The sequence below is a fragment of the Paenibacillus sp. B46(2026) genome (assembly GCF_056786355.1).
This window is the reverse complement of record NZ_CM165907.1, coordinates 2,359,814-2,378,198: the sequence shown is the minus strand read 5'-3', so window position 1 is coordinate 2,378,198 and position 18,385 is coordinate 2,359,814. Positions and strand designations below refer to the sequence as shown.

16 protein-coding genes are annotated in these 18,385 nt (G+C 46.1%); 3 read left to right on the top strand and 13 right to left on the bottom strand.

The genetic code is table 11. The features are described from left to right. Positions 1-108 precede the first annotated feature (108 nt). The 10 genes from AC1S8V_RS10880 to rpiA all read right to left on the bottom strand — a co-directional run bounded on the left by AC1S8V_RS10880 (position 109) and on the right by rpiA (position 9,708). Positions 109-3,276: an MMPL family transporter gene (locus AC1S8V_RS10880; RefSeq protein WP_482073610.1), complete on the bottom strand. Its 3,168-nt coding sequence runs from the start codon at positions 3,274-3,276 to the stop codon at positions 109-111. Continuing rightward, positions 3,273-3,731 carry a MarR family winged helix-turn-helix transcriptional regulator gene (locus AC1S8V_RS10875; RefSeq protein ID WP_482073609.1) on the bottom strand — a complete coding sequence of 153 codons (459 nt, stop codon included), beginning with the start codon at positions 3,729-3,731 and terminating at the stop codon, positions 3,273-3,275. Before AC1S8V_RS10875 ends, AC1S8V_RS10880 begins: the two co-directional genes overlap by 4 nt. A 217-nt stretch (positions 3,732-3,948) precedes the next feature. Further along, positions 3,949-4,386 carry a GNAT family N-acetyltransferase gene (locus AC1S8V_RS10870; RefSeq protein ID WP_482073608.1) on the bottom strand — a complete coding sequence of 146 codons (438 nt, stop codon included), beginning with the start codon at positions 4,384-4,386 and terminating at the stop codon, positions 3,949-3,951. 63 nt (positions 4,387-4,449) lie between these two features. After that, entirely contained in the window at positions 4,450-5,436 is a 987-nt protein-coding gene (locus AC1S8V_RS10865; protein WP_482073607.1) for an N-acetylglucosamine kinase, read from the bottom strand. Between the two features lie 68 nt (positions 5,437-5,504). Next, a complete protein-coding gene (locus AC1S8V_RS10860; protein WP_482073606.1) occupies positions 5,505-6,218 on the bottom strand; it encodes a class I SAM-dependent methyltransferase in 714 nt (237 codons plus the stop codon). 68 nt (positions 6,219-6,286) lie between these two features. Beyond that, a complete protein-coding gene (locus AC1S8V_RS10855) occupies positions 6,287-7,240 on the bottom strand; it encodes an alpha/beta hydrolase (RefSeq protein WP_482073605.1) in 954 nt (317 codons plus the stop codon). A gap of 35 nt (positions 7,241-7,275) precedes the next feature. Beyond that, positions 7,276-7,794, bottom strand: a complete 519-nt coding sequence (locus AC1S8V_RS10850; protein WP_482073604.1) for an Hpt domain-containing protein — start codon at positions 7,792-7,794, stop codon at positions 7,276-7,278. A 139-nt stretch (positions 7,795-7,933) separates the two neighbouring features. Beyond that, entirely contained in the window at positions 7,934-8,395 is a 462-nt protein-coding gene (locus tag AC1S8V_RS10845; protein WP_336761151.1) for a MarR family winged helix-turn-helix transcriptional regulator, read from the bottom strand. 15 nt (positions 8,396-8,410) lie between these two features. Next, on the bottom strand, positions 8,411-8,992 hold the full coding sequence (locus tag AC1S8V_RS10840; protein WP_482073603.1) for a GNAT family N-acetyltransferase: 582 nt from the start codon (positions 8,990-8,992) through the stop codon (positions 8,411-8,413). Between the two features lie 44 nt (positions 8,993-9,036). Further along, positions 9,037-9,708 (bottom strand): ribose-5-phosphate isomerase RpiA, encoded by a 672-nt coding sequence (rpiA, locus tag AC1S8V_RS10835; RefSeq protein ID WP_482073602.1) that lies wholly within the window; start codon positions 9,706-9,708, stop codon positions 9,037-9,039. 506 nt (positions 9,709-10,214) lie between these two features. Between rpiA and AC1S8V_RS10830 the strand changes: the two genes are divergently transcribed. Next, the gene (locus AC1S8V_RS10830) at positions 10,215-11,957 is read left to right on the top strand and encodes a methyl-accepting chemotaxis protein (RefSeq protein WP_482074453.1); all 1,743 of its coding nucleotides are present in this window, start codon (positions 10,215-10,217) and stop codon (positions 11,955-11,957) included. 79 nt (positions 11,958-12,036) lie between these two features. Beyond that, positions 12,037-15,711 carry a non-ribosomal peptide synthetase family protein gene (locus AC1S8V_RS10825; RefSeq protein ID WP_482074452.1) on the top strand — a complete coding sequence of 1,225 codons (3,675 nt, stop codon included), beginning with the start codon at positions 12,037-12,039 and terminating at the stop codon, positions 15,709-15,711. A gap of 115 nt (positions 15,712-15,826) precedes the next feature. Here the strand turns inward: AC1S8V_RS10825 and AC1S8V_RS10820 are convergent, their stop codons facing one another. From AC1S8V_RS10820 to AC1S8V_RS10810, 3 genes are all read right to left on the bottom strand, one after another. Further along, positions 15,827-16,447: a TraX family protein gene (locus tag AC1S8V_RS10820; protein WP_482073601.1), complete on the bottom strand. Its 621-nt coding sequence runs from the start codon at positions 16,445-16,447 to the stop codon at positions 15,827-15,829. Between the two features lie 48 nt (positions 16,448-16,495). Then, entirely contained in the window at positions 16,496-17,026 is a 531-nt protein-coding gene (locus AC1S8V_RS10815; protein WP_482074451.1) for a GNAT family N-acetyltransferase, read from the bottom strand. A gap of 172 nt (positions 17,027-17,198) precedes the next feature. Beyond that, the gene (locus AC1S8V_RS10810) at positions 17,199-17,672 is read right to left on the bottom strand and encodes an RbsD/FucU family protein (RefSeq protein ID WP_482073600.1); all 474 of its coding nucleotides are present in this window, start codon (positions 17,670-17,672) and stop codon (positions 17,199-17,201) included. A 233-nt stretch (positions 17,673-17,905) separates the two neighbouring features. On the opposite strand from AC1S8V_RS10810, the gene AC1S8V_RS10805 reads away from it, so the two are divergent. Further along, positions 17,906-18,355: a MarR family winged helix-turn-helix transcriptional regulator gene (locus AC1S8V_RS10805; protein WP_482073599.1), complete on the top strand. Its 450-nt coding sequence runs from the start codon at positions 17,906-17,908 to the stop codon at positions 18,353-18,355. The last annotated feature ends 30 nt before the right edge of the window (positions 18,356-18,385 follow it).

Sequence of the window (18,385 nt, the reverse complement as noted above, 5' to 3'; positions counted from 1 at the left end):
CCTTAGGCATGCACCTTTCTTTTGCACAAGACCGTGGTTCTTCTGTTGAGGTAAAAAAAAGAAAAGCCCTGCCGCATAACGCGGCAGAGCCTAATCCATTGCAATGCATCACATGCCTATGGTCCGATCCGAATCAGCGGAATCTGTCTGTTCCTTGTTAGGGAACGGCCACCAGTTAGCACGGCCAAAGATCTTCACCATCACTGGTACGAAGAATGGCAGGAACAGCAGAGAGTACAAGATCAGTCCGCTAAGGACTACTGTGGCAATCTGCATCATCGAGAGAACACCGGATGGATACATGGCAGCAAATGTACCGCTCAGGATGACCGCTGCAGAGAGGATAACGGTCCCCATGTTCTTCATTGCGTACAACATAGCATCCTGTACTTTCATGCCTTTGTTCTCATTGAAACGGTCCATCAGGAAGATGCTATAATCCACACCGAGTGCAATCAGCATGACAAATCCGAAGAACGGAGTAACCCAGCTGATGCCCGCGAATCCGAGGATATTAACAAAGATCACTTCGGTTAACGCCATCGATGTGAAATAAGCCAGTAATAAGGAAACGATCAGATATAATGGCATAATGACCGAGCGAAGCAGCACGACCAGAATAATAAATGTGCCCGCTAGCATCAGCATTACAGTACGTGTATAGTCGTTATTCGAGATCTCCTGCAGATCTGCAAACGTACTGGTAACTCCGCCTATGGCGATGTCTGCTTTTTCAAGCGTACTGCCTTGTACCGCGCGATGTACTGCCGCCTCAATGTCAGGAACACGATCAATGGCTTCTGTTCCGTATGGATTTTCGGCGAAAATAACATCAATCGTCATCGTTTTCCGATCTTCGGACAGATACGTATCAAATACCTGTGTGAAGTCTTTGTTGTTCAGTGCTTCTTCAGGAACGTACCAGCCTGCCAGATCCGAATCAGGTGAATTCTGCAGTTGTGTCAGATAATCCTGTGCCGAATCCAATCCTCCCGAAACTTGCTTGATGCCATCGACACTCTGGTTCAGTCCATCTGTCAGTTGTGTCAGTTGACCACTCAGATCCGAGAAGCCTTGCTGAATTTTCTCCTGTCCACCCTGAAGCTGACCAAGTCCATCCTGGATGGAAGGAATTTCGCTAATCACTTTACCCTGACCATCCGCAGCCTGTTTGAGACCGAATTGCAACTGAACAATTCCCGTTACAATTTGACCCAGGCCATCGGCAAGCGCCTTTTGTCCGGCTGCTGCGGAGGCAAATCCTTCATTGGCCTGATTAATTCCAGCAGCGGCTTCCCCGAGTTTGGTCTTAATTTGACCCAAACCTTGAGCTAGCTGCGCTGTACCAGAACCTGTTTCACCAATCGTACCTTTGATACGCTGGTAATCAGCATCTTGCTGCAATTCAGGATAACGCTCTTCAAGTGCTGTGAAGGATTCGGAGAGACTGGTCAAAGCCGTTGAAACCCCGTTCAGCTGTTGTTCCAGTTCGCGGGTTCCATCCCCTAGTGCAGCGACCCCTGCTCCCGCCTGACGATAGGCTTCAAGCAACTGATTGTTCGCCTTCGCAAGTTGATCTGCACTTGTTTTGGCTTGCTGGAGCCCTGCTTTCAGATCCCCTGCACCTGCAGAACCATCTCGAATGCCCTTTTCAATCTGCCCAAGTCCCTGACTTAGCTGCGTGATACCCGATTGCAACTGGGTGGTCCCTTTGGTAAGTTCACCTGCTCCATCAGCAGCTTCTTTTAATTGTGGTTCATTTTTACTTAGCTGACTGCTGGCTTCACTCAGGCCATCACGGATTTTGTCCAGGCCCGTCTTGCCTTCACCCAGTCCATCCGATAATGTTCCCACTTGCTGTGTAACTTCAAAATCTTTAATCTCATCACCCGTAGGTCGTGTCATACTGCGGACACCAGAGACTCCGGCTACTTTCTCTACTTCCCGGCTAATTTTCTCGGCAACGGCCATATACTTCGCATTATCCATCGCTTCATCATTCTGAATAACGATCTGACCCGGCAGCGATTCACCCGGACCGAAGCTGTCAGAGATAATGTTGAATGCTTTTACGGAATCATATTTCTCACCAATCTCATCGAGACTGTTGAACGACAATTTACCATCGTAGGTTGCCAGAAGAGGCACACAGACTGCTGCAACGATGAGCAGCGCAGCCCATGGACGTTTTAGTGAAAAGCGACCAGCTGCACCATAGATCTTGCTCTCGGCATGTTCAAGTGAACCCTTCGACGGCCAGAACAGCTTCTTGCCCAGCACCGCCATGAAGAATGGTACGATGGTCACCAAGGCGAGCATCATCACAGCAATACCTACAGCTACGGCAACCGCAGAACGGTACAACATAAACTGGGCAAAGCCGATGGCAATGAATCCAACCAGCACGGCAAGAGCCGAGAAGAGTACCGTTTTACCCGCAGTACGATAGGTGGCAATGATGGCATCCCACGTATTCTCATGATGAGCCAGTTCTTCCTTGAACCGACTGATTAACAGGATACAGTAATCCGTACCAATCCCGAACATGACTGCGACCATAAAGATCTGTGTAAACGTGGATATCGGGAAGTCGACTCCATCCACGAGGAATGCAACAATCTGTTGCGATACAATGTAACTGATCCCCACCGTCAGCAGCGGTACAAACGGAGCTACAAACGAACGGAAGACCAGGAACAGAATGAGTAAAATAAAGACAACTGTAATATATTCCGATTTCTTGAGCCCCTCTTGGGAACTTTCAATGGTATCCTCGTCAATCAGACCTTTACCGGTTATGTAGTGCTCCACATTGACGGACTTCAATGCTTTATTCAGGTCTTCCCGCATTTCCTTGACCGTACGATCTCCCTGATCAATGGATAGCGACGTTAGAATGGTTTTGCCGTCAGCTGAGATCATCTTCTCGGACAATTCAGGCTGAGAGAAGGGTTCCAGAATGGACAGAATGCCCAGCTTCTCCTTATCGGCCTCCAAGTTCTTAATGGCCTGCTCTGCCTCTTGTGTACCCGTGGTACCCAGACCATCCGGGTTATAAAACACAAGAGCGATCTGGCTACCTTGTTGCTCTCCTTTTTGTGCTGCAGCTTCATTCAAAATCGCTGCTGCCTGGGTGGAAGAGTACCCTTCCGGAACCGAAAACTGCCCCTTCTCCCGAATCAGTTCACTCATGTTAGGGGCAGTAAACATCAATACGGCAGCTACAGCAACCCAGAGCCCCATTAACCACCATCGTGCTTTCAATATTGCTCTCATTCGTTCTCCTGTCCTCCTTCATGCGTTAGCAAAGCTGCAAGCTTCTCAAAAGATTCAATGAAATTACGAACCTCTTCCGGTTTAAAATGAACCAGATACGGCTCCAGAATCTGCTGTATTTCCTGTTCTGTTTCCCTGTATACCTGTCGTCCGGTATCCGTCAGTGTCAGATATACAACGCGGCGGTCGCGTTCATCCCCTGCCCGATGGACCAAATCGCGATCTACCAGCTTATTGACCAAAGCGGTAATGCTGCTCTTACCTATGCACAGAAGCTCTGCCAGATCAGAGGGTGTGCAGGAAGGTTTCTCTTCAATCAGACGAAGTGCGCAGAACTGATCGGTTGTTATGGTCTGCCCCACTTGTTCGCGTATCCGCGTATCGAACCGCTTGTTTACCAGAAACGAAGCATCCAAATAGCGGTTTACCAAACTTTTTGCATCGGGTGTGTTCATTCTTCATTCTCCTTTCCCGAATCCATATAGTTCACTTAACGAACTATTCTTCTGTGAAACTATTCTATAATGAAACAACTTTACAAAGCAATACTTTTTTCCTGCTTTTATGATGAAAACGAAAAAAACAGGACGTCCGACTCAGCTCATTGCCAAATCCAACATCCTGTAATGTTTATGCTCCATATATTTCATAAAGTAGTAAAATGACGCTGCGTTACTCTGCGTCTGTATCTTCCTCTTTTTCAAGCACACAACGGAACCGCTCCACCCCTGGGTACAATTCACCCAGACTATATACGACGAACCCCGTATTCCGATAAAACTCGACGGCTTCCAGATCGGTCTCAGCGATCAGTCTATCGGGATTGTATGTTGCCAACAGTTGTGAGATCATACCACGTCCATAATTTTTAAAGCGGTTTTCAGGCAAAACCGAGATATGATGAATGGTAACCTCACTTGTTCCTGTCTTCTCATATCCAATCAGACCGACCAATTGTCCCTCATCTTCGTAACCGGCCATTTGCAGTTCGTCTTTCTCTACATATTGTTGCAACGCACGATTCAAGTGATCCGGATCAGGAAAGACCGAGTAAGACAACAGTTCCTGCACTTCCGGCTCCTGTATGCGTGATTTCAGATTAATTAACACCTTGATTCCTCCTATACCTTGCTTGTTTCCGTTATCGTATTGTAGTCGTTAGCCTCTAAAAGTTCAAGTCGTGTGCCGATTCAGCTCGCATTGAAGCACAGTTGAGATGTCGTCTGGTACCTTGATCACCGCCATATGATATGCATCCAACAATGCACCTCCAACTGCTGGCAGATGGCTAGTCATGTATTGAATTGTTTTTCCATTGGGTTGATAGGCAGCATCCAGCCCTTTCTGAACAGCCTCCACCATATATGGTGAACTCAGACAACTTCCGGTAAGATTCAAGGACACTGTTGGATAATCAAAACAGGATGCAAGCATCAAAATGCCCACAACGGCCGTGTCAGCAGCCGAGTCACATACCCTAACTGCGAGGGGAATATTTCGGGAAGCAGCTTCAGTCACCATAGACGCCATCTGACCAAATTTCCGGTTGGTCGCCTGTTTATTTTCGGCAAAACCGGCTACCCCCAGCGCAGCGAGCTCTCGAATTGAGGTAACATTCCAATATTGCAACACCTGCTCCATCCAAGCTTGGTCCTGCGACTCATAACGTCCTGCCAGAATGGAATGCACCGTGTCGTAAGCCAAAAAACGTGCTGCTGTCGGCGCATAATGACCGAACTGATCATTGCGGAGCCAAGCTCCCTGTTCCGTTCTGCCAAGGATTAAAGATCCCGTCCCTCCAATAGCGACAATACCTGGCTCACCGTTGAAGGCCGCTGTATGTGCGATGTGCGTATCGTTTACTGCACTGATCCTGCCTGTAATCCCCGTACGAGCGAGTAATCCCTCAGCCCAAACCGTATCTTCAGGCTGATTCAAGCCTGCCATCCCTGCCTGAATGGAGGCGATCTGACTCGGCTTGAGCCCAGCCTGAGTTATGGCTTCAGCGATACCCTCCAGCACATTTTGCTCAGCATTGGTATCGTGATAACGGTTGCAACCACTCTTTTGCACATAGGATAAAAGCTCCCCGTTCTGATCTGCGACAGCCACACGCGTATGGCTGCCTCCTCCATCCATCCCTATTACATATGTATTCATCCTTGACTATCTCCCTTCAGACTACACATTAAGAGTGCCGGTTCCATTGTCAGGTCCCGGCAGAGAGTTTATTGCTTTTGTACAGCGAAACGAAGCAGTTCACAGCGAAACTGTGTTGGTTCATCATACTTTTCCTCTTCAATCGTCTGTGTGACATGTTCCTGAAGCAGAATATTCCAGCCTTTGTAGGCATCCTCCAGCAAAGCGATCGCTTCAACTGTCGACAAGTTCAGTTCAATTAATGGTTCAATCTCCCGGCCTGTATTCATTTCTTTTTCCTCCACATTGGTGCTTATCGTAATACAATGAATGCCCCCTGTACGAGTTCCCGCTTGTAATCGGTCTATCGCTTCCATGAAGGCTTGCTTATTTGAGACATGTTCCAGACAAGAACAAGCAGCCACATAGTCAAAATAATCCTTCTCAATCTTAAAATGTTCAACATCTGCTTTCACTGCCTGCACGAGATGATCAACCTGATATTCTTTCGCATACTTGCGTAGTCCATCTACTGCCTCATCCAGTAAATCCACACCGATGACTTCACTGTTGGTCTGGGCAAGACGCTGTGCAATCGGTATCGTATGTCTCCCGACTCCGCATCCAAGATCAAGAACACGCAGTTCCTCCTTGTGTGCAAGTAGACGTTCCAGCATATCCATAACCATAGGCATGGGCCTCGACATCCAGGTACCAGAGGCGAATAATTCATTATTCTGATAGAAATTGGAATGATAACCTGCCTCTGCTTTTCGCGCAGCCTCAAATTGTTCGTTTCCCATCAAGATACCCCCATCAATTAGAAAATGATTTGCATCTTCTACTTAATACCCAGATTGCCACAAAAAAATCAATTAAAAGCAGGCGACAGATTCTTTTTCATAAAGGATTCCAGTGCCGCCTCATATCCGGTGCGATCGACTTGAAACGCTGTGCCATGACCCGCACGGGGGACGGTCAGCAATTCCTTTTTGGTTGGGCAAGCTTCATACAACCTGTACACCATTTCCGTTGGTACAAATGTATCAGCCTCACCGTGGATGAACAGCACGGGAACGTTAACTTTGGCAAGCTGCTTAAGCGCCGAAGCCTCTCTAAAGGAATACCCTGCTTTCCACCGGGAGATCAGACTTGTGACAGGTATGAACGGAAATGAAGGAAGTTTGTATAATTGCTTCAACTGGAACGTCAGTTCTTCTTCTACGGATGTGTACGCACAATCAGAGACAATCGCTTTAACTTGGCTTGGCAGAGCTTCACCACCAGTCATCAGTACGGTTGCTCCTCCCATGGATATGCCGTGCAATATGATTTCCCCTTGTGTACCCCCCTTTTCCAGAACCCAGTTGGTCCACTGGACATAATCCTTCCGATCTAACCAGCCAAAACCGATGATATCACCTTCACTCTGTCCATGACCTCGATCATCCGGCATGAGTACGTTATAACCGTGCTTTTCCGCATAAAACCGGGCAAAACCAGCCATCTCTCTGCCTCTCCCCGAATAACCATGTGCCAGAATAACCGTCTGATCAGACCCGCTATTGGAACCCAGCCATGTACCGTGCAGTTTTAATCCATCATGCGATTGAATAGATATCTCTTCTGTAGGCTGAGCATCAAGCCACTTCAGATCGGAAGCGCTGCTGATGATCTCATTGTCGGGTTCAGGCATCAGATTCGGATTATCCACCAAAAACGTTTTGGGCGTACGTCGAATGGCGGTTTTGAAAAAATAAAGCCCTCCTGCCCACAGAAGAGCAAGAACGATCAGTACCAGTGCTGCAAGTACGTAGAATAACATGAACGAGTCCTACCCTCTTTCCTTATTAGATATGTTCAATCTTTACTTACTCGTTGCAGTGATCCACACGCTGCTTGATAGGCGGGTAACAAAGCATCCAGCAAAGGTTCTGCTTTACGTGATTGGCCTTCCTTCGCGAACTGCTCTATCCGGGCAAACAAAGTTGATAAATAACGAATCCCCAGACTCAGACTCCCTGATTTCAGATCATGGGCTACCCCTGTTGCAGCTGCATGGTCTCCCGAAACAATATGTCTGCGCAGCACGTCGATCTTGCCAGGTGTTTCGGTACGATACATGTCCAATAACATACCCAGAAGTGTGCGATCGCCATCGGTATTTAATTCCGCAATCTCATGTACGATGCTCATATTCAGTACCTCTGTCGATTCAGAAGATTGCTGCCACTTCTGGATCATCGTACTCAGGATCTCCAACGTGAACGGTTTGCCGATGAAGTCATTCATCCCGGCTTCCCTACACTTGTCTTTCTCCCCTTGCATAACATTGCCTGTCATCGCAATGATTGGGGTCGCATGACGCATTTCATCCATGTTAGCTAACTTCCAATCGGGATAGGTTCTTCTACTTGATCATGAATGTATAGAACAATCTTCCTATATTATGGAGGGCCTTGCAAGTCAGTCAGTATATGCCTGTACTTTCCGAGCTCCACAAAAAAACTGACCTGCGTTATGAACGCAAGTCAGTTTTCCCTTCTGCAGCCAATCCCAGCTTCTTCAACATCCGTATCGCATCCACTTTCTCTGAAGGGTCCAGTCCTTCCAAAGCATCAATGATAACCTGGTGATGTTGAGGAAATATCTCTGTGAACAATTGTCTTCCTTCCTCGGTTAATTCAGCGTAAATGACACGCCGATCTTCCTTGGATGGCCGACGAAACAACAGATTTTTATTTTGTAATTTATCTACAACATACGTAATATTACCACTGGACATCAGTACCTTTTCACCGATCTTTTGCAATGCCTGTGGTCCCTTATGATATAACAAGTCAAGCACGCCAAATTCTGTCGTATTCAGTCCGTGACTCTGGATGTCCCGATTGGAACGTGAGGTCACAGAATTGTAGGCCCGAACAAGAACCACAAATAATTGTAAAGATAGTTCCCGGTTGTCCTCCGTGTTCAGCATTTCAATAATCCTCCATCAGTTGTTTACATTTCCGCTCGCATTAGACGAAACCTTCTGCTCCCACTCCTCGCGAAGCATTCCCATACGAATTGAATCATAGAATTCCCCGCGAACGATACGACACTTCCGCATCCGCCCCTCCACCTGCAACCCGGCTTTTGCAGCCGCACGCATCATTCGTTCATTCCCGGACCATGTGGTCAATCCAACCCGAACCAGAGGTCGATGTTCAAACAAATGACGTGACCACATCACAAGTGACCGCGTACCAATTCCGCTTCCCCATCGGGCAGATCTGTATATCACAATTCCCATTTCCAGCCACATGGATAACTCATCTTCTATATAATAGCTGATCGTACCCACAATTTGTCTGTCAAATTCTATGATACGGATCGACACAGGTTTGGAATGGCTATGATCAACGTTCATACGTTTGAGCATACCTTGTTCAAAGCTTTCATAGCTTTCGTGTTCGAGAGGATAATAGGGTGCATCCCACTGCTTCCATTCCGGGACGTCATCACTATAGATCAATTCATAAAGTTCACTTAGATCCTTCTTCTCCACACACCGGAGAACAAGTTCACCATCCACTAGGGGTAGTTCTTTTATACCTATATGAAGCACCCTCTTTCAAATTAAGAACGATGAAGCTCTTCAATACTGCCGTCCGCATGGGCAAGAATGACTGTACTCGCCATATCCACGAATAGTCCGTTATCAACAACACCTGGTAACATATTCAATTGAACATTAAGGTCCGCAGCATGATCGATCACTTCCATGTGGCAATCCGCGATCAGATTTCCGTTGTCTGTCAGATAACGCTCCTGTCCATCCATCCGCCATTGTGGGTGACACCCCAGTTTTTCGAGAGCCTGGAAGGTCCACTCTGAAGCAAATGGAACCACCTCAACCGGTAGCGGGAATTTCCCCAACTTTTGCACGGCTTTGCTACCATCTGCTACAATAATCAATTTGTCACTATTGGCAGCCACGATTTTCTCACGCAAAAGAGCCCCTCCGCCACCTTTGATCAGGTTAAATTCGGGATCTACTTCATCTGCGCCATCAATGGTCAGATCCAGACGTCCAATCTGGTCAAATGGAACGATGGGGATACCCCATTCCCGGGCGAGCTTGTCCGAAGCTTCCGAAGTGGCCACAGCTTGAATATTCAATCCGTCACGTACCCGCTCACCGATTCGGCAGATGGCATAATAAGCTGTTGAACCTGTCCCTAATCCAACCTTCATCCCATCTTCAACATATTCTGCCGCACGCTCTGCTGCTATCTGTTTAAGATTCATCTATAAACCCCCGCCTGCTCATAATTTGAGAAATGCATATGTAGTTATTATAGATAAAACCGCTTCCGATGTATATCCGTGCCTTCTGTTGCATCTTTACCAATCTTTTTTCCATGTTTATGGATGTATTTTTACCCACCATGTTATAGAATACAGAATGAAACTAAAAAATGGGAAATTTTAAAATAAACAGTTCTAAATACCTATATTTCATCTGATATGTCCATAAATACGTAAAATATTAAAAAAATTTTAACGAAACTATTCAATTTAACGACATTTTATACGACATATTAATTATAGATGTGTTTTAATAATTAGACACCTATGGTTCACACGGTACATAAGTCTCTAGAAATCGACTGACAAACCAAGACCATTGTCGCATAAATTTCCTTTGGAGGGGATTCAGAATGACCTAGTTCACTGTACAAAGCAACCCTAAAGTTCCTTAATTTAAAGAAGATCAGGAGTGGAATTTAGTGAAATCATTAAGTTGGAAAAGCATGTCGTTTTTCTCCAAAAATTTGTTGCTCTCATTTACCAATATCATCATTATCGGGGTAGCACTGATCGCGAGTAGTTACTATTTTCAGAAAACGGTTCTAGTCGATCAATTGCATGGACAGGTTGCACAAATCACCAAGAAGTGGGCTGAAGATATCAACCCCGCCGATGTACAAGCTGCTATTGCGGAAGGCAGTTATGACGGAACAACACAAACGAAATTACGAGCCTATTTCGATGAAATGCAAGAATATTATCCTAACATTGCACAAGCCTACATCTTCGGTGTGGAGCTCGGTGGCGATAACAAGAGGTTAACTTCCCTTGTAGCGATGCCGACCAACCTAAGAGAGGCTTTTCAAAGTGAAAAAGTAAATATTGGTGACATGTATGAGCAGCCGGTTGTCGTAGCCAATGCACTGAAAGAAATGCTCAATACGGATCGACCAACGTTCACCACGTTCTATTCCGATGATTTCGGCACATGGACTACGATTGCTTATCCAATCAAAGACAGCAACGGAAAAATTTTCTCTTATTTTGCCGTTGATGCAGATGCATCCGCCGTACCCGCAGGACTGAACTCATTGCTTAAGAACGGAATTATTATCCTGGTTGCCTTCTTGCTGTTATTCCTGATTATCCAATACCTTGTCGTTAAAAATACACTTTCCCCTATCCGTCACTTGATCAAAGGAATTGATGACGTAAGTCGGGGTAATTTGAATGTCAATATTCCGACAGGCAAAGACGATCTGGGACTCGTTAATGAGAAGTTCAACACCATGGTTCGCAAAATCAACGATACGATCGTTAAAGTGCAAATCACGTCACAAGAAGTGAATCAGTCCGCCAAAGAACTATATGAAGTTTCCGAAAGAAACAGCGAGAATGCGGATTCCATTAATAACAATGTTACACAAATCACTTCCAACATTCGTTCACAGGAGCAGGCAACCCGGGATAGTGCACGTGCCATGTCCGAGATGGCTACCGTGATTCAGACGATTGCCAGCAGCTCCGCAAGTGTAGCGGATGAAGCGTATGAAATGGAACGTCGCTCACAACAAGGGAACAGCGTTGTCCGTCAAGTGTCCGAACAGATGAATCTGATTACCGAATCGGTTAAGAATACCGCTTCCGCCATTGAGGTTCTGGAGAGTCGTTCACAGGAAATCGGCGATATTCTCAATATTATCTCGGGAATCTCCAGCCAAACGAACTTGCTTGCCCTCAATGCATCCATTGAAGCAGCACGTGTCGGTGAAGAAGGAAGAGGATTTGCAGTTGTTGCAGGTGAAGTTCGCAAACTTGCCGAGCAGTCTGAACAAGCGACCAGCCAGGTTGGCGTATTGATCCAGGAGATTCAGGCTGGAATTAAACAAGCTGTTCGTGCCATGGAACAAGGTACGTCAGAAGTAGACACAGGACTCAGCGTAGCGGATCAAACAGGACAATTGTTTGAAGATATTTTAGAAGCAGCGAAAAAAGTGTCTAATCAGATTCAGGAAGTATCAAGCGCGACGGAAGAAATCTCTGCGAGTACGGAGGAAATGACCGCTACAGCAGATGACTTGTCTTCAAGCGTAAGTAAGGCAGCAAACAGCAGTGAACAAATTTCCTCATCTGTTGATGAGCAAAAAGCATCTTTGATTACACTGGTAGACTCCTCCACACGCCTTAACAGCATGTCTGAGGAACTACAAGAACTGATCTCTCATTTCAATGTAAGCAAACAATAATTCAAATCCACAAACATTCGGTTTGAACCAAGGAGGAATAACTGAAGTGATTGAAAACCAATCATCATCTTCCCATTCCATGGAATCTGGCCTGCCGGTTCTGCAGATTCCACTGGATTTTGGGCGACGTCAACAATCATTCTCTTATCAGTCTGCTCAAATTACATTACATGCTTCTCTGAGTCGTGAACTTAAACAGAAGTTTGGAGAACAGATGGTGTACCCGGTGCTCCTCTCAGCTTATGCAGCCTTGTTATTCCGATTGTCAGCTGAACAGGAACTTGCCATAGGTATACTTGCTCCCGATCAGGCAGCTTCCTATCTTTCATTACAGATTGAGGGAAAATTGACATTCAGCCAACTATGTCATCAGGTTTCAGAGCAGCTCAAGATTGACTACACCCTGCAAACCGGTGGATACCCTGAAACGTTGTTTATGCTGAATAGCGTACAGTTGCCTCAAGCTCCTCAAATATTGAATTGGAACGTTCGAGATGATCAGAACATGCTCATTCTCGATCTGTTCTATGACACTTCACTGTTGAAAGAGTCTACCGTGCTGAGATATGCAGAATACTATCAGACTCTTCTACTTGCCCTCGTGCGTGACGGTGACAAAGCAATCGGTGCGGTGGATATTCTTTCCGCCTCTGATCGATTGCTGTACCGTGAAATGAATGATAATTCCGTTCTCGAACCAGCGAATCAGACGGTTCACGGCTGGTTCGAAGCAACGGCAGCAGCATATCCGGATTCACCAGCGATTACATCACCATCTGCACGTTATACGTATAGAGAATTGAACGAACGTGCTAATCAGGTTGCACGTGTTCTGTTATCCAATGGATTGCAGAAAGGTGACTTCGTCAGTATCTTTATGGATCGAAGTCTGGAGACCATCATCTCCCTGCTCGGTATTCTAAAGGCAGGTGGTGCATATGTCCCGATCGACCCTGAGCATCCACAGGAACGTAACAGTTATATTGTAGAAGATACAGCGTCCTCATTTGTGCTGACAACGGAAGCCTCGTTTGCCCAAGCTTCCAGCTTGTTCTCCAGTATAGCTACCGTCCGTCAGATTCTCGCTGTGGATGGTCGTCTAGCCGGATTTGCAGCAAGCAACCCCAATCTGGATATTCAGCCAGATGATCTTGCGTATATTATCTACACTTCAGGGTCGACCGGTAAGCCCAAAGGCGCACTGATTGCTCATCGGGGAGTCACTAATCTTGGTAGTGTGGTGCAGCGTGATTGTGACATTCAACCAGGTGATGTATTAACCCAGTTTGCTACATACAGCTTCGATGCATCCGTGTGGGATACGATTGGTGCCTTGTTCTATGGAGCAGAATTATATCTGTTGTCTGCGGAAGAACGTGTATCTGTTGAAGAATTTGCAAGTGCAATTGAACGTACAGGAACAACCATTATAACGATACTGCCTACGATCTTCTTCAATCAGCTTGCATCCTATTTATCCGAAGAAGGTTTCCACAAGCTGGCCAAAGTCAGAATCATTACCGTAGCCGGAGAAGCGCTCTATGGTGAACAGGTTCGTGCCTTCCAGCGCAAATTTGGAAACCAGATTGATATTGTTAATGTGTATGGACCTACCGAATGTACAGTAGCCACAGCCACTCACCGCATCAGTGAGCAGGTTCCCGAACATGTGGTGAACATCCCTATCGGTAAACCGATTCATAACTACAAAGTATACATTGTGAATGAAGAACAACAGCTCTGTCCGGTAGGCGTGCCTGGTGAGGTATATATTGCTACCCCTGCACTGGCCAAAGGATATCTGAATCAGCCAGAACGTACAGAGCAAGCATTCATTGAGAACCCGTTTGCGATAGGTGAGAAAATCTACAAGTCTGGCGATATTGCCAAATTGCTGGATACCGGATTGCTGGAATATGTCGGTCGCAGTGACTCACAGCTAAAAATTCGTGGTCACCGCATTGAGATCGGGGAGATTGAAGATCACTTTGCACGGCTTAATCAGATCCAGAACGTTGCGGTCATTCCGAAGAAAGAATCGGATGGACAAAATATGCTGGTTGGGTATTTTACATCGAAAGATGGCAGTACCCTCTCTGTTTCGGAAATCAAGGCAGAACTGACAGAGAAACTCCCTTCTTATTTTGTACCGAAGTGGATCTGTCAGCTGGATGAAATGCCGATTGCACCGACTGGGAAAATCAATCGCAAAGCGATGGTATCCCTACCTCATGTGGAACGACATGAAGATCGCCCTGACCGGGTCATGCCTGAGACGGAGACGGAATCCATTATCCTGGATGCATGGAAAGAAATCCTTCAGCACGATGACTTTGGTGTCGAAGACAGCTTCTTCAATATCGGCGGTGATTCACTCCGGGTTATCCATGTGCTGGTCATTCTGAAGCCGCATTATCCGCAGCTGAAAATTGCCGATTTCTTTGCCGAGAAAACCATCCGCGCTCTTGCTCGTCGTGTGGAAGTACTGTCTCTCAGTGCAGCAGAAGTTACGGATTCAGTGGTGACCGATGGCATGATCACACAATTATCCGAACATCCTGTAGAACTGGCATCCCAGTTGGGATATCCGGTCATTCGTGAACCTGAGCATGTGTTACTGACCGGAGCAACTGGATATCTGGGCTCTCATGTGCTGCAACAGTTAATTCTGAATTCAAGTACACGAATCTACACGCTAGTTCGTCGCCCGACCAGTGGTATAACTGCAATGGATCGTTTGACTAAAGTGCTGGAAGGATATTTCGGCAAACAACTGACTGATCAACTCACATCTCGCGTGGAGATTATTGAAGGAGATCTCGAACAACCTAATCTCGGTCTGTCAGCTGAACAAACAGCTTATGTTCAGGATCGAATTGACCGTGTTATCCACTGCGCTGCAGACGTACGTCATTTTGGAGATGCAGATCAGTTCGCCAAAACGAACGTGGAAGGAACGGTCGCATTGCTAGACTTGATTCGCAGCAAGCCTGGAGCCTCCTTCCACCATGTATCCACGATGGGTATTCCGGAAGATCTCGCACTCAGCGGACAATGGGAGTCCTCCCTGCAATATGATCGGTTCCCGGCTGATCTGCATGTGGACAACCTGTATTCGGACAGCAAGCTTGAAGCCGAGAAAGTGCTCATGATTGCCGCCGAGGAGGGTGTACCTGTCAGTATCTATCGTGCAGGTAATCTCACTTGCCACTCCGAAACTGGACGCTTCCAGTCCAATATTGATAGCAACGCCTTCTATCGTATGATCAAAGCGATGTTATTGCTCGGCAAGGCTCCTGCAGCTGACTGGATGGTAGATTTTACACCCATCAACTATGCAAGTGAAGCCATTGCTCATCTCGCCTTACGTCAGGATACAGCCGGTCGAGTATTCCATATCTGTAATCCGGAGCCCATCAGCTATGATGAGCTGATCCGTTCTGTAAATCGGGCTGGTTATGAAGTCGACACGCTACCTTTTGCGGATTACACACGTTGGTTGTTCGATGCCAGCATCAGCAAGGAGCCTGAAGCTCTACAGTTGGCCATTGCTCAGCTTGAAGGCGACGGTGCAAAGGATTCAGCTTATGTCTATGCCTGCCCTGTCACAACAGCTTATGTGGAACCTGCCGGAATCTCATGTGCGAAAACAGATGATCGATTCATCTCCGCCATGTTAGACTACGCTGTTCAGATTGGGTATTTCCCCGCCGCAATTCGGCGCCATAATGGCACTTCTACAGCAATGGAGTAGATGAGTAAGTTCAATCTATCATCAACATTTAAAATAATATTGGAACACAAAGAAGCCACATTCACTGAAGAGAATGTGGCTTCTTTGCTTCACTTCGCATTACTGGATCATTCGTTTACACCCATCGGATAATTGCAATGATGGCGAGATGAGCTGGATAGAAATAGCGCCAAACCCAACGTGGCCCCTTCATGCGGAAACCTGCTTGATAATATTGAGCAATGGCAATACCGGCAGTTGCCATTACACTATACATTTGCACAGAGCTGTTATGCAGCAGAAGATACAGTGCATTTAACACGACATGGGCCACTACAAGTACAGGACCCTGGAAATAACGGAATAAGAGGACCAATAACAATCCATACATTCCGTAATCCATCTGGCTAATTTCCATAAACCAACCTGCTCCAATTACAATCAGAATACCCAGTAGGCGGGATGGCAGTTTATCGATAACGAATAGTACCAAAAGAGCTGACCACAACGTCCATACCACATTCAATGAGTAATGATTAAACGCAGCCATGAACGGCACCTGTGATATTATCGCGATCCAGAACAGCCGCCATATGTATTTTTGTACGTCTCGTGTATGTTTATAACCGATATACACTGCAAAAGCATAGATTGGAAAAGCGATACGACCTATGATCCTCAGTTCTATAATATGTGGAAAAAAGACAGCCCCTATATGATCAATTAACATCGTGATCATGGCAATCCACTGCATCATGTTGCGACTCCCCTCCCTCGTTCCCTACTACGGGTCTGCCATTCATTTTTATACATTAAGTTCATAATACATGAATTTGGTATCCTGTGCATATCCTTCAGATTCATATAAAGCTTGCGCTTGCGTGTTACCTGACTCAGTAGAGAGTGATATACGAAGAACTCCACGTTCAGATGCCAATCGCTTGGCTGCTTGCAGCAGCTTCCTTGCAATGCCTTGCTGACGATAATCAGGATGTACAAATAGATCATTAAGCACCCAGATCGGCCCCATCGATACCGAGCTGAAACTGGGATACAGCTGAACGAATCCTGTACAATTCAGGCCATTCGAGATTGGCTTACCGTTACTTTCATCTGTCCCATGATCACTTTCCACATCTGTTTCTGCTACCAAAATCATCGATTCATGGCGTTCCATTCGTTCTTTAATATACTGACGTGCTGCCTCAATGTCAGCATTTTGGTTGTAGAACATCCTGTACTCATTGAACAATCGTCCCACTTCATTACAATCAGGAAGAACCGCTTGTCTGATTCGGTGCTGCACTTCACTCAACTCCTCTGGGATGGAGACCATGGTCTCATCGGTTGTATATCTTTCAATTGTAAAACAGTCCTTTCCTTTTCCCCATTCATCATCTGCACCAAAGTTTGTAGTATCTTGGGCATTGAGCTGACTATTCGTTGACTTCGTATTGGCAAAAATAAAAAGACGACTAAAGCATTCGCTGCTCCGTCGCCATAATTCTTCAGTTCGATTCAGCATTCTGCTGTTGCTGACCAGGATCAGCATCAGGGAAAATGACGCCTTTCTTCAGAATCAGATTGGCATATTGCGCACGCTCACCAGTTGCAACAATGACATAGGCACGCGAAGCACGTTCATAAAATTCAAATCGTTCTTCATGATCGAAAGCATCCGTGATGCCTTCGTATTCTTCAATTAATCGGCGGTACTCTTCCCATACGATCGGGATCACCGGATCCCCTTTTACAACCTGCATGACAGCAGCTGGACGTTCGGCATAGGTATCCAGTGGATATAATTGCAGGATGGCTTCCAGCAGTTCGACGACTCCCAGTGCATCACAACGTACCAGGCGCTTGGCGTGACTGGCTGCCGGGAAATTTCCATCTGCCAGAACCAGCTCATCTCCATGCCCCATTTCAGACATGATTTTGAGTAACTCCGGAGGGATTATGGCGGGAATGTTCTTCAGCATATACAGCTCTCCTTGGTCATCTCCAACATCGGTTAGAGTGAATTGAAATTCACCAATCTTGAAATACTCTGGACATTCATTTACATAGAAGCGGTTTCATTTTCATTCTATCAGGATTATTTGATGTTTGCATAGCATGCATGGGCTTTGGCTTGTATGTGAATATTCAATTTTGACAAAATTACTTGTTTGCCATATAGTTGTTATAACAACTAATTGATTTGGAACTTTTAATGATGGAAAGCGAGGTTGCACAATACATGGACTATACACTGGAGCAATCTGTCGGATTCATGCTTGGTTTCACGCATCGCAGAGCAGTAGCCTTACTTGCAACGCGGTTCAAACCTTATGATATTACAACAGAGCAATTCTCTGTCTTATTTAATGTTGACCGAGGTGAAGGTGTCAATCAGAAAGAATTGGCCGCGCGTGTCTTCAAAGACCAACCAACCACTGCCCGGATTATTGATCTGGTGGAGAAAAAGGGCTGGGTAGAACGCCGGACCAGCGAACAAGATCGCAGAGCCTACCTGTTATATCTCACCAAGGAAGGCAAAGCATTAATCGATATTCTTGTTCCAATTGAAAGAGAAATGAATAAAGAACTTGCTGAAGGTATACCCGAAGACCAGATGGAAGCATTTAAACATACTCTTTCCCTCATAAATCGCAATCTGTAATGTATTACAACTCAGGGGGAATACGTCATC

Excerpts from the sequence above, each read along its gene's own strand:
- AC1S8V_RS10880 (WP_482073610.1), bottom strand. The coding sequence starts at position 3,276 with ATGAGAGCAATATTGAAAGCACGATGGTGGTTAATGGGGCTCTGGGTT.
- AC1S8V_RS10875 (WP_482073609.1), bottom strand. The coding sequence starts at position 3,731 with ATGAACACACCCGATGCAAAAAGTTTGGTAAACCGCTATTTGGATGCT.
- AC1S8V_RS10865 (WP_482073607.1), bottom strand. The coding sequence starts at position 5,436 with ATGAATACATATGTAATAGGGATGGATGGAGGAGGCAGCCATACGCGT.
- AC1S8V_RS10860 (WP_482073606.1), bottom strand. The coding sequence starts at position 6,218 with ATGGGAAACGAACAATTTGAGGCTGCGCGAAAAGCAGAGGCAGGTTAT.
- AC1S8V_RS10855 (WP_482073605.1), bottom strand. The coding sequence starts at position 7,240 with ATGTTATTCTACGTACTTGCAGCACTGGTACTGATCGTTCTTGCTCTT.
- AC1S8V_RS10850 (WP_482073604.1), bottom strand. The coding sequence starts at position 7,794 with ATGGATGAAATGCGTCATGCGACCCCAATCATTGCGATGACAGGCAAT.
- AC1S8V_RS10845 (WP_336761151.1), bottom strand. The coding sequence starts at position 8,395 with ATGCTGAACACGGAGGACAACCGGGAACTATCTTTACAATTATTTGTG.
- rpiA (WP_482073602.1), bottom strand. The coding sequence starts at position 9,708 with ATGAATCTTAAACAGATAGCAGCAGAGCGTGCGGCAGAATATGTTGAA.
- AC1S8V_RS10830 (WP_482074453.1), top strand. The coding sequence starts at position 10,215 with ATGTCGTTTTTCTCCAAAAATTTGTTGCTCTCATTTACCAATATCATC.
- AC1S8V_RS10825 (WP_482074452.1), top strand. The coding sequence starts at position 12,037 with ATGGAATCTGGCCTGCCGGTTCTGCAGATTCCACTGGATTTTGGGCGA.
- AC1S8V_RS10820 (WP_482073601.1), bottom strand. The coding sequence starts at position 16,447 with ATGATGCAGTGGATTGCCATGATCACGATGTTAATTGATCATATAGGG.
- AC1S8V_RS10815 (WP_482074451.1), bottom strand. The coding sequence starts at position 17,026 with ATGGTCTCCATCCCAGAGGAGTTGAGTGAAGTGCAGCACCGAATCAGA.
- AC1S8V_RS10810 (WP_482073600.1), bottom strand. The coding sequence starts at position 17,672 with ATGCTGAAGAACATTCCCGCCATAATCCCTCCGGAGTTACTCAAAATC.
- AC1S8V_RS10805 (WP_482073599.1), top strand. The coding sequence starts at position 17,906 with ATGATGGAAAGCGAGGTTGCACAATACATGGACTATACACTGGAGCAA.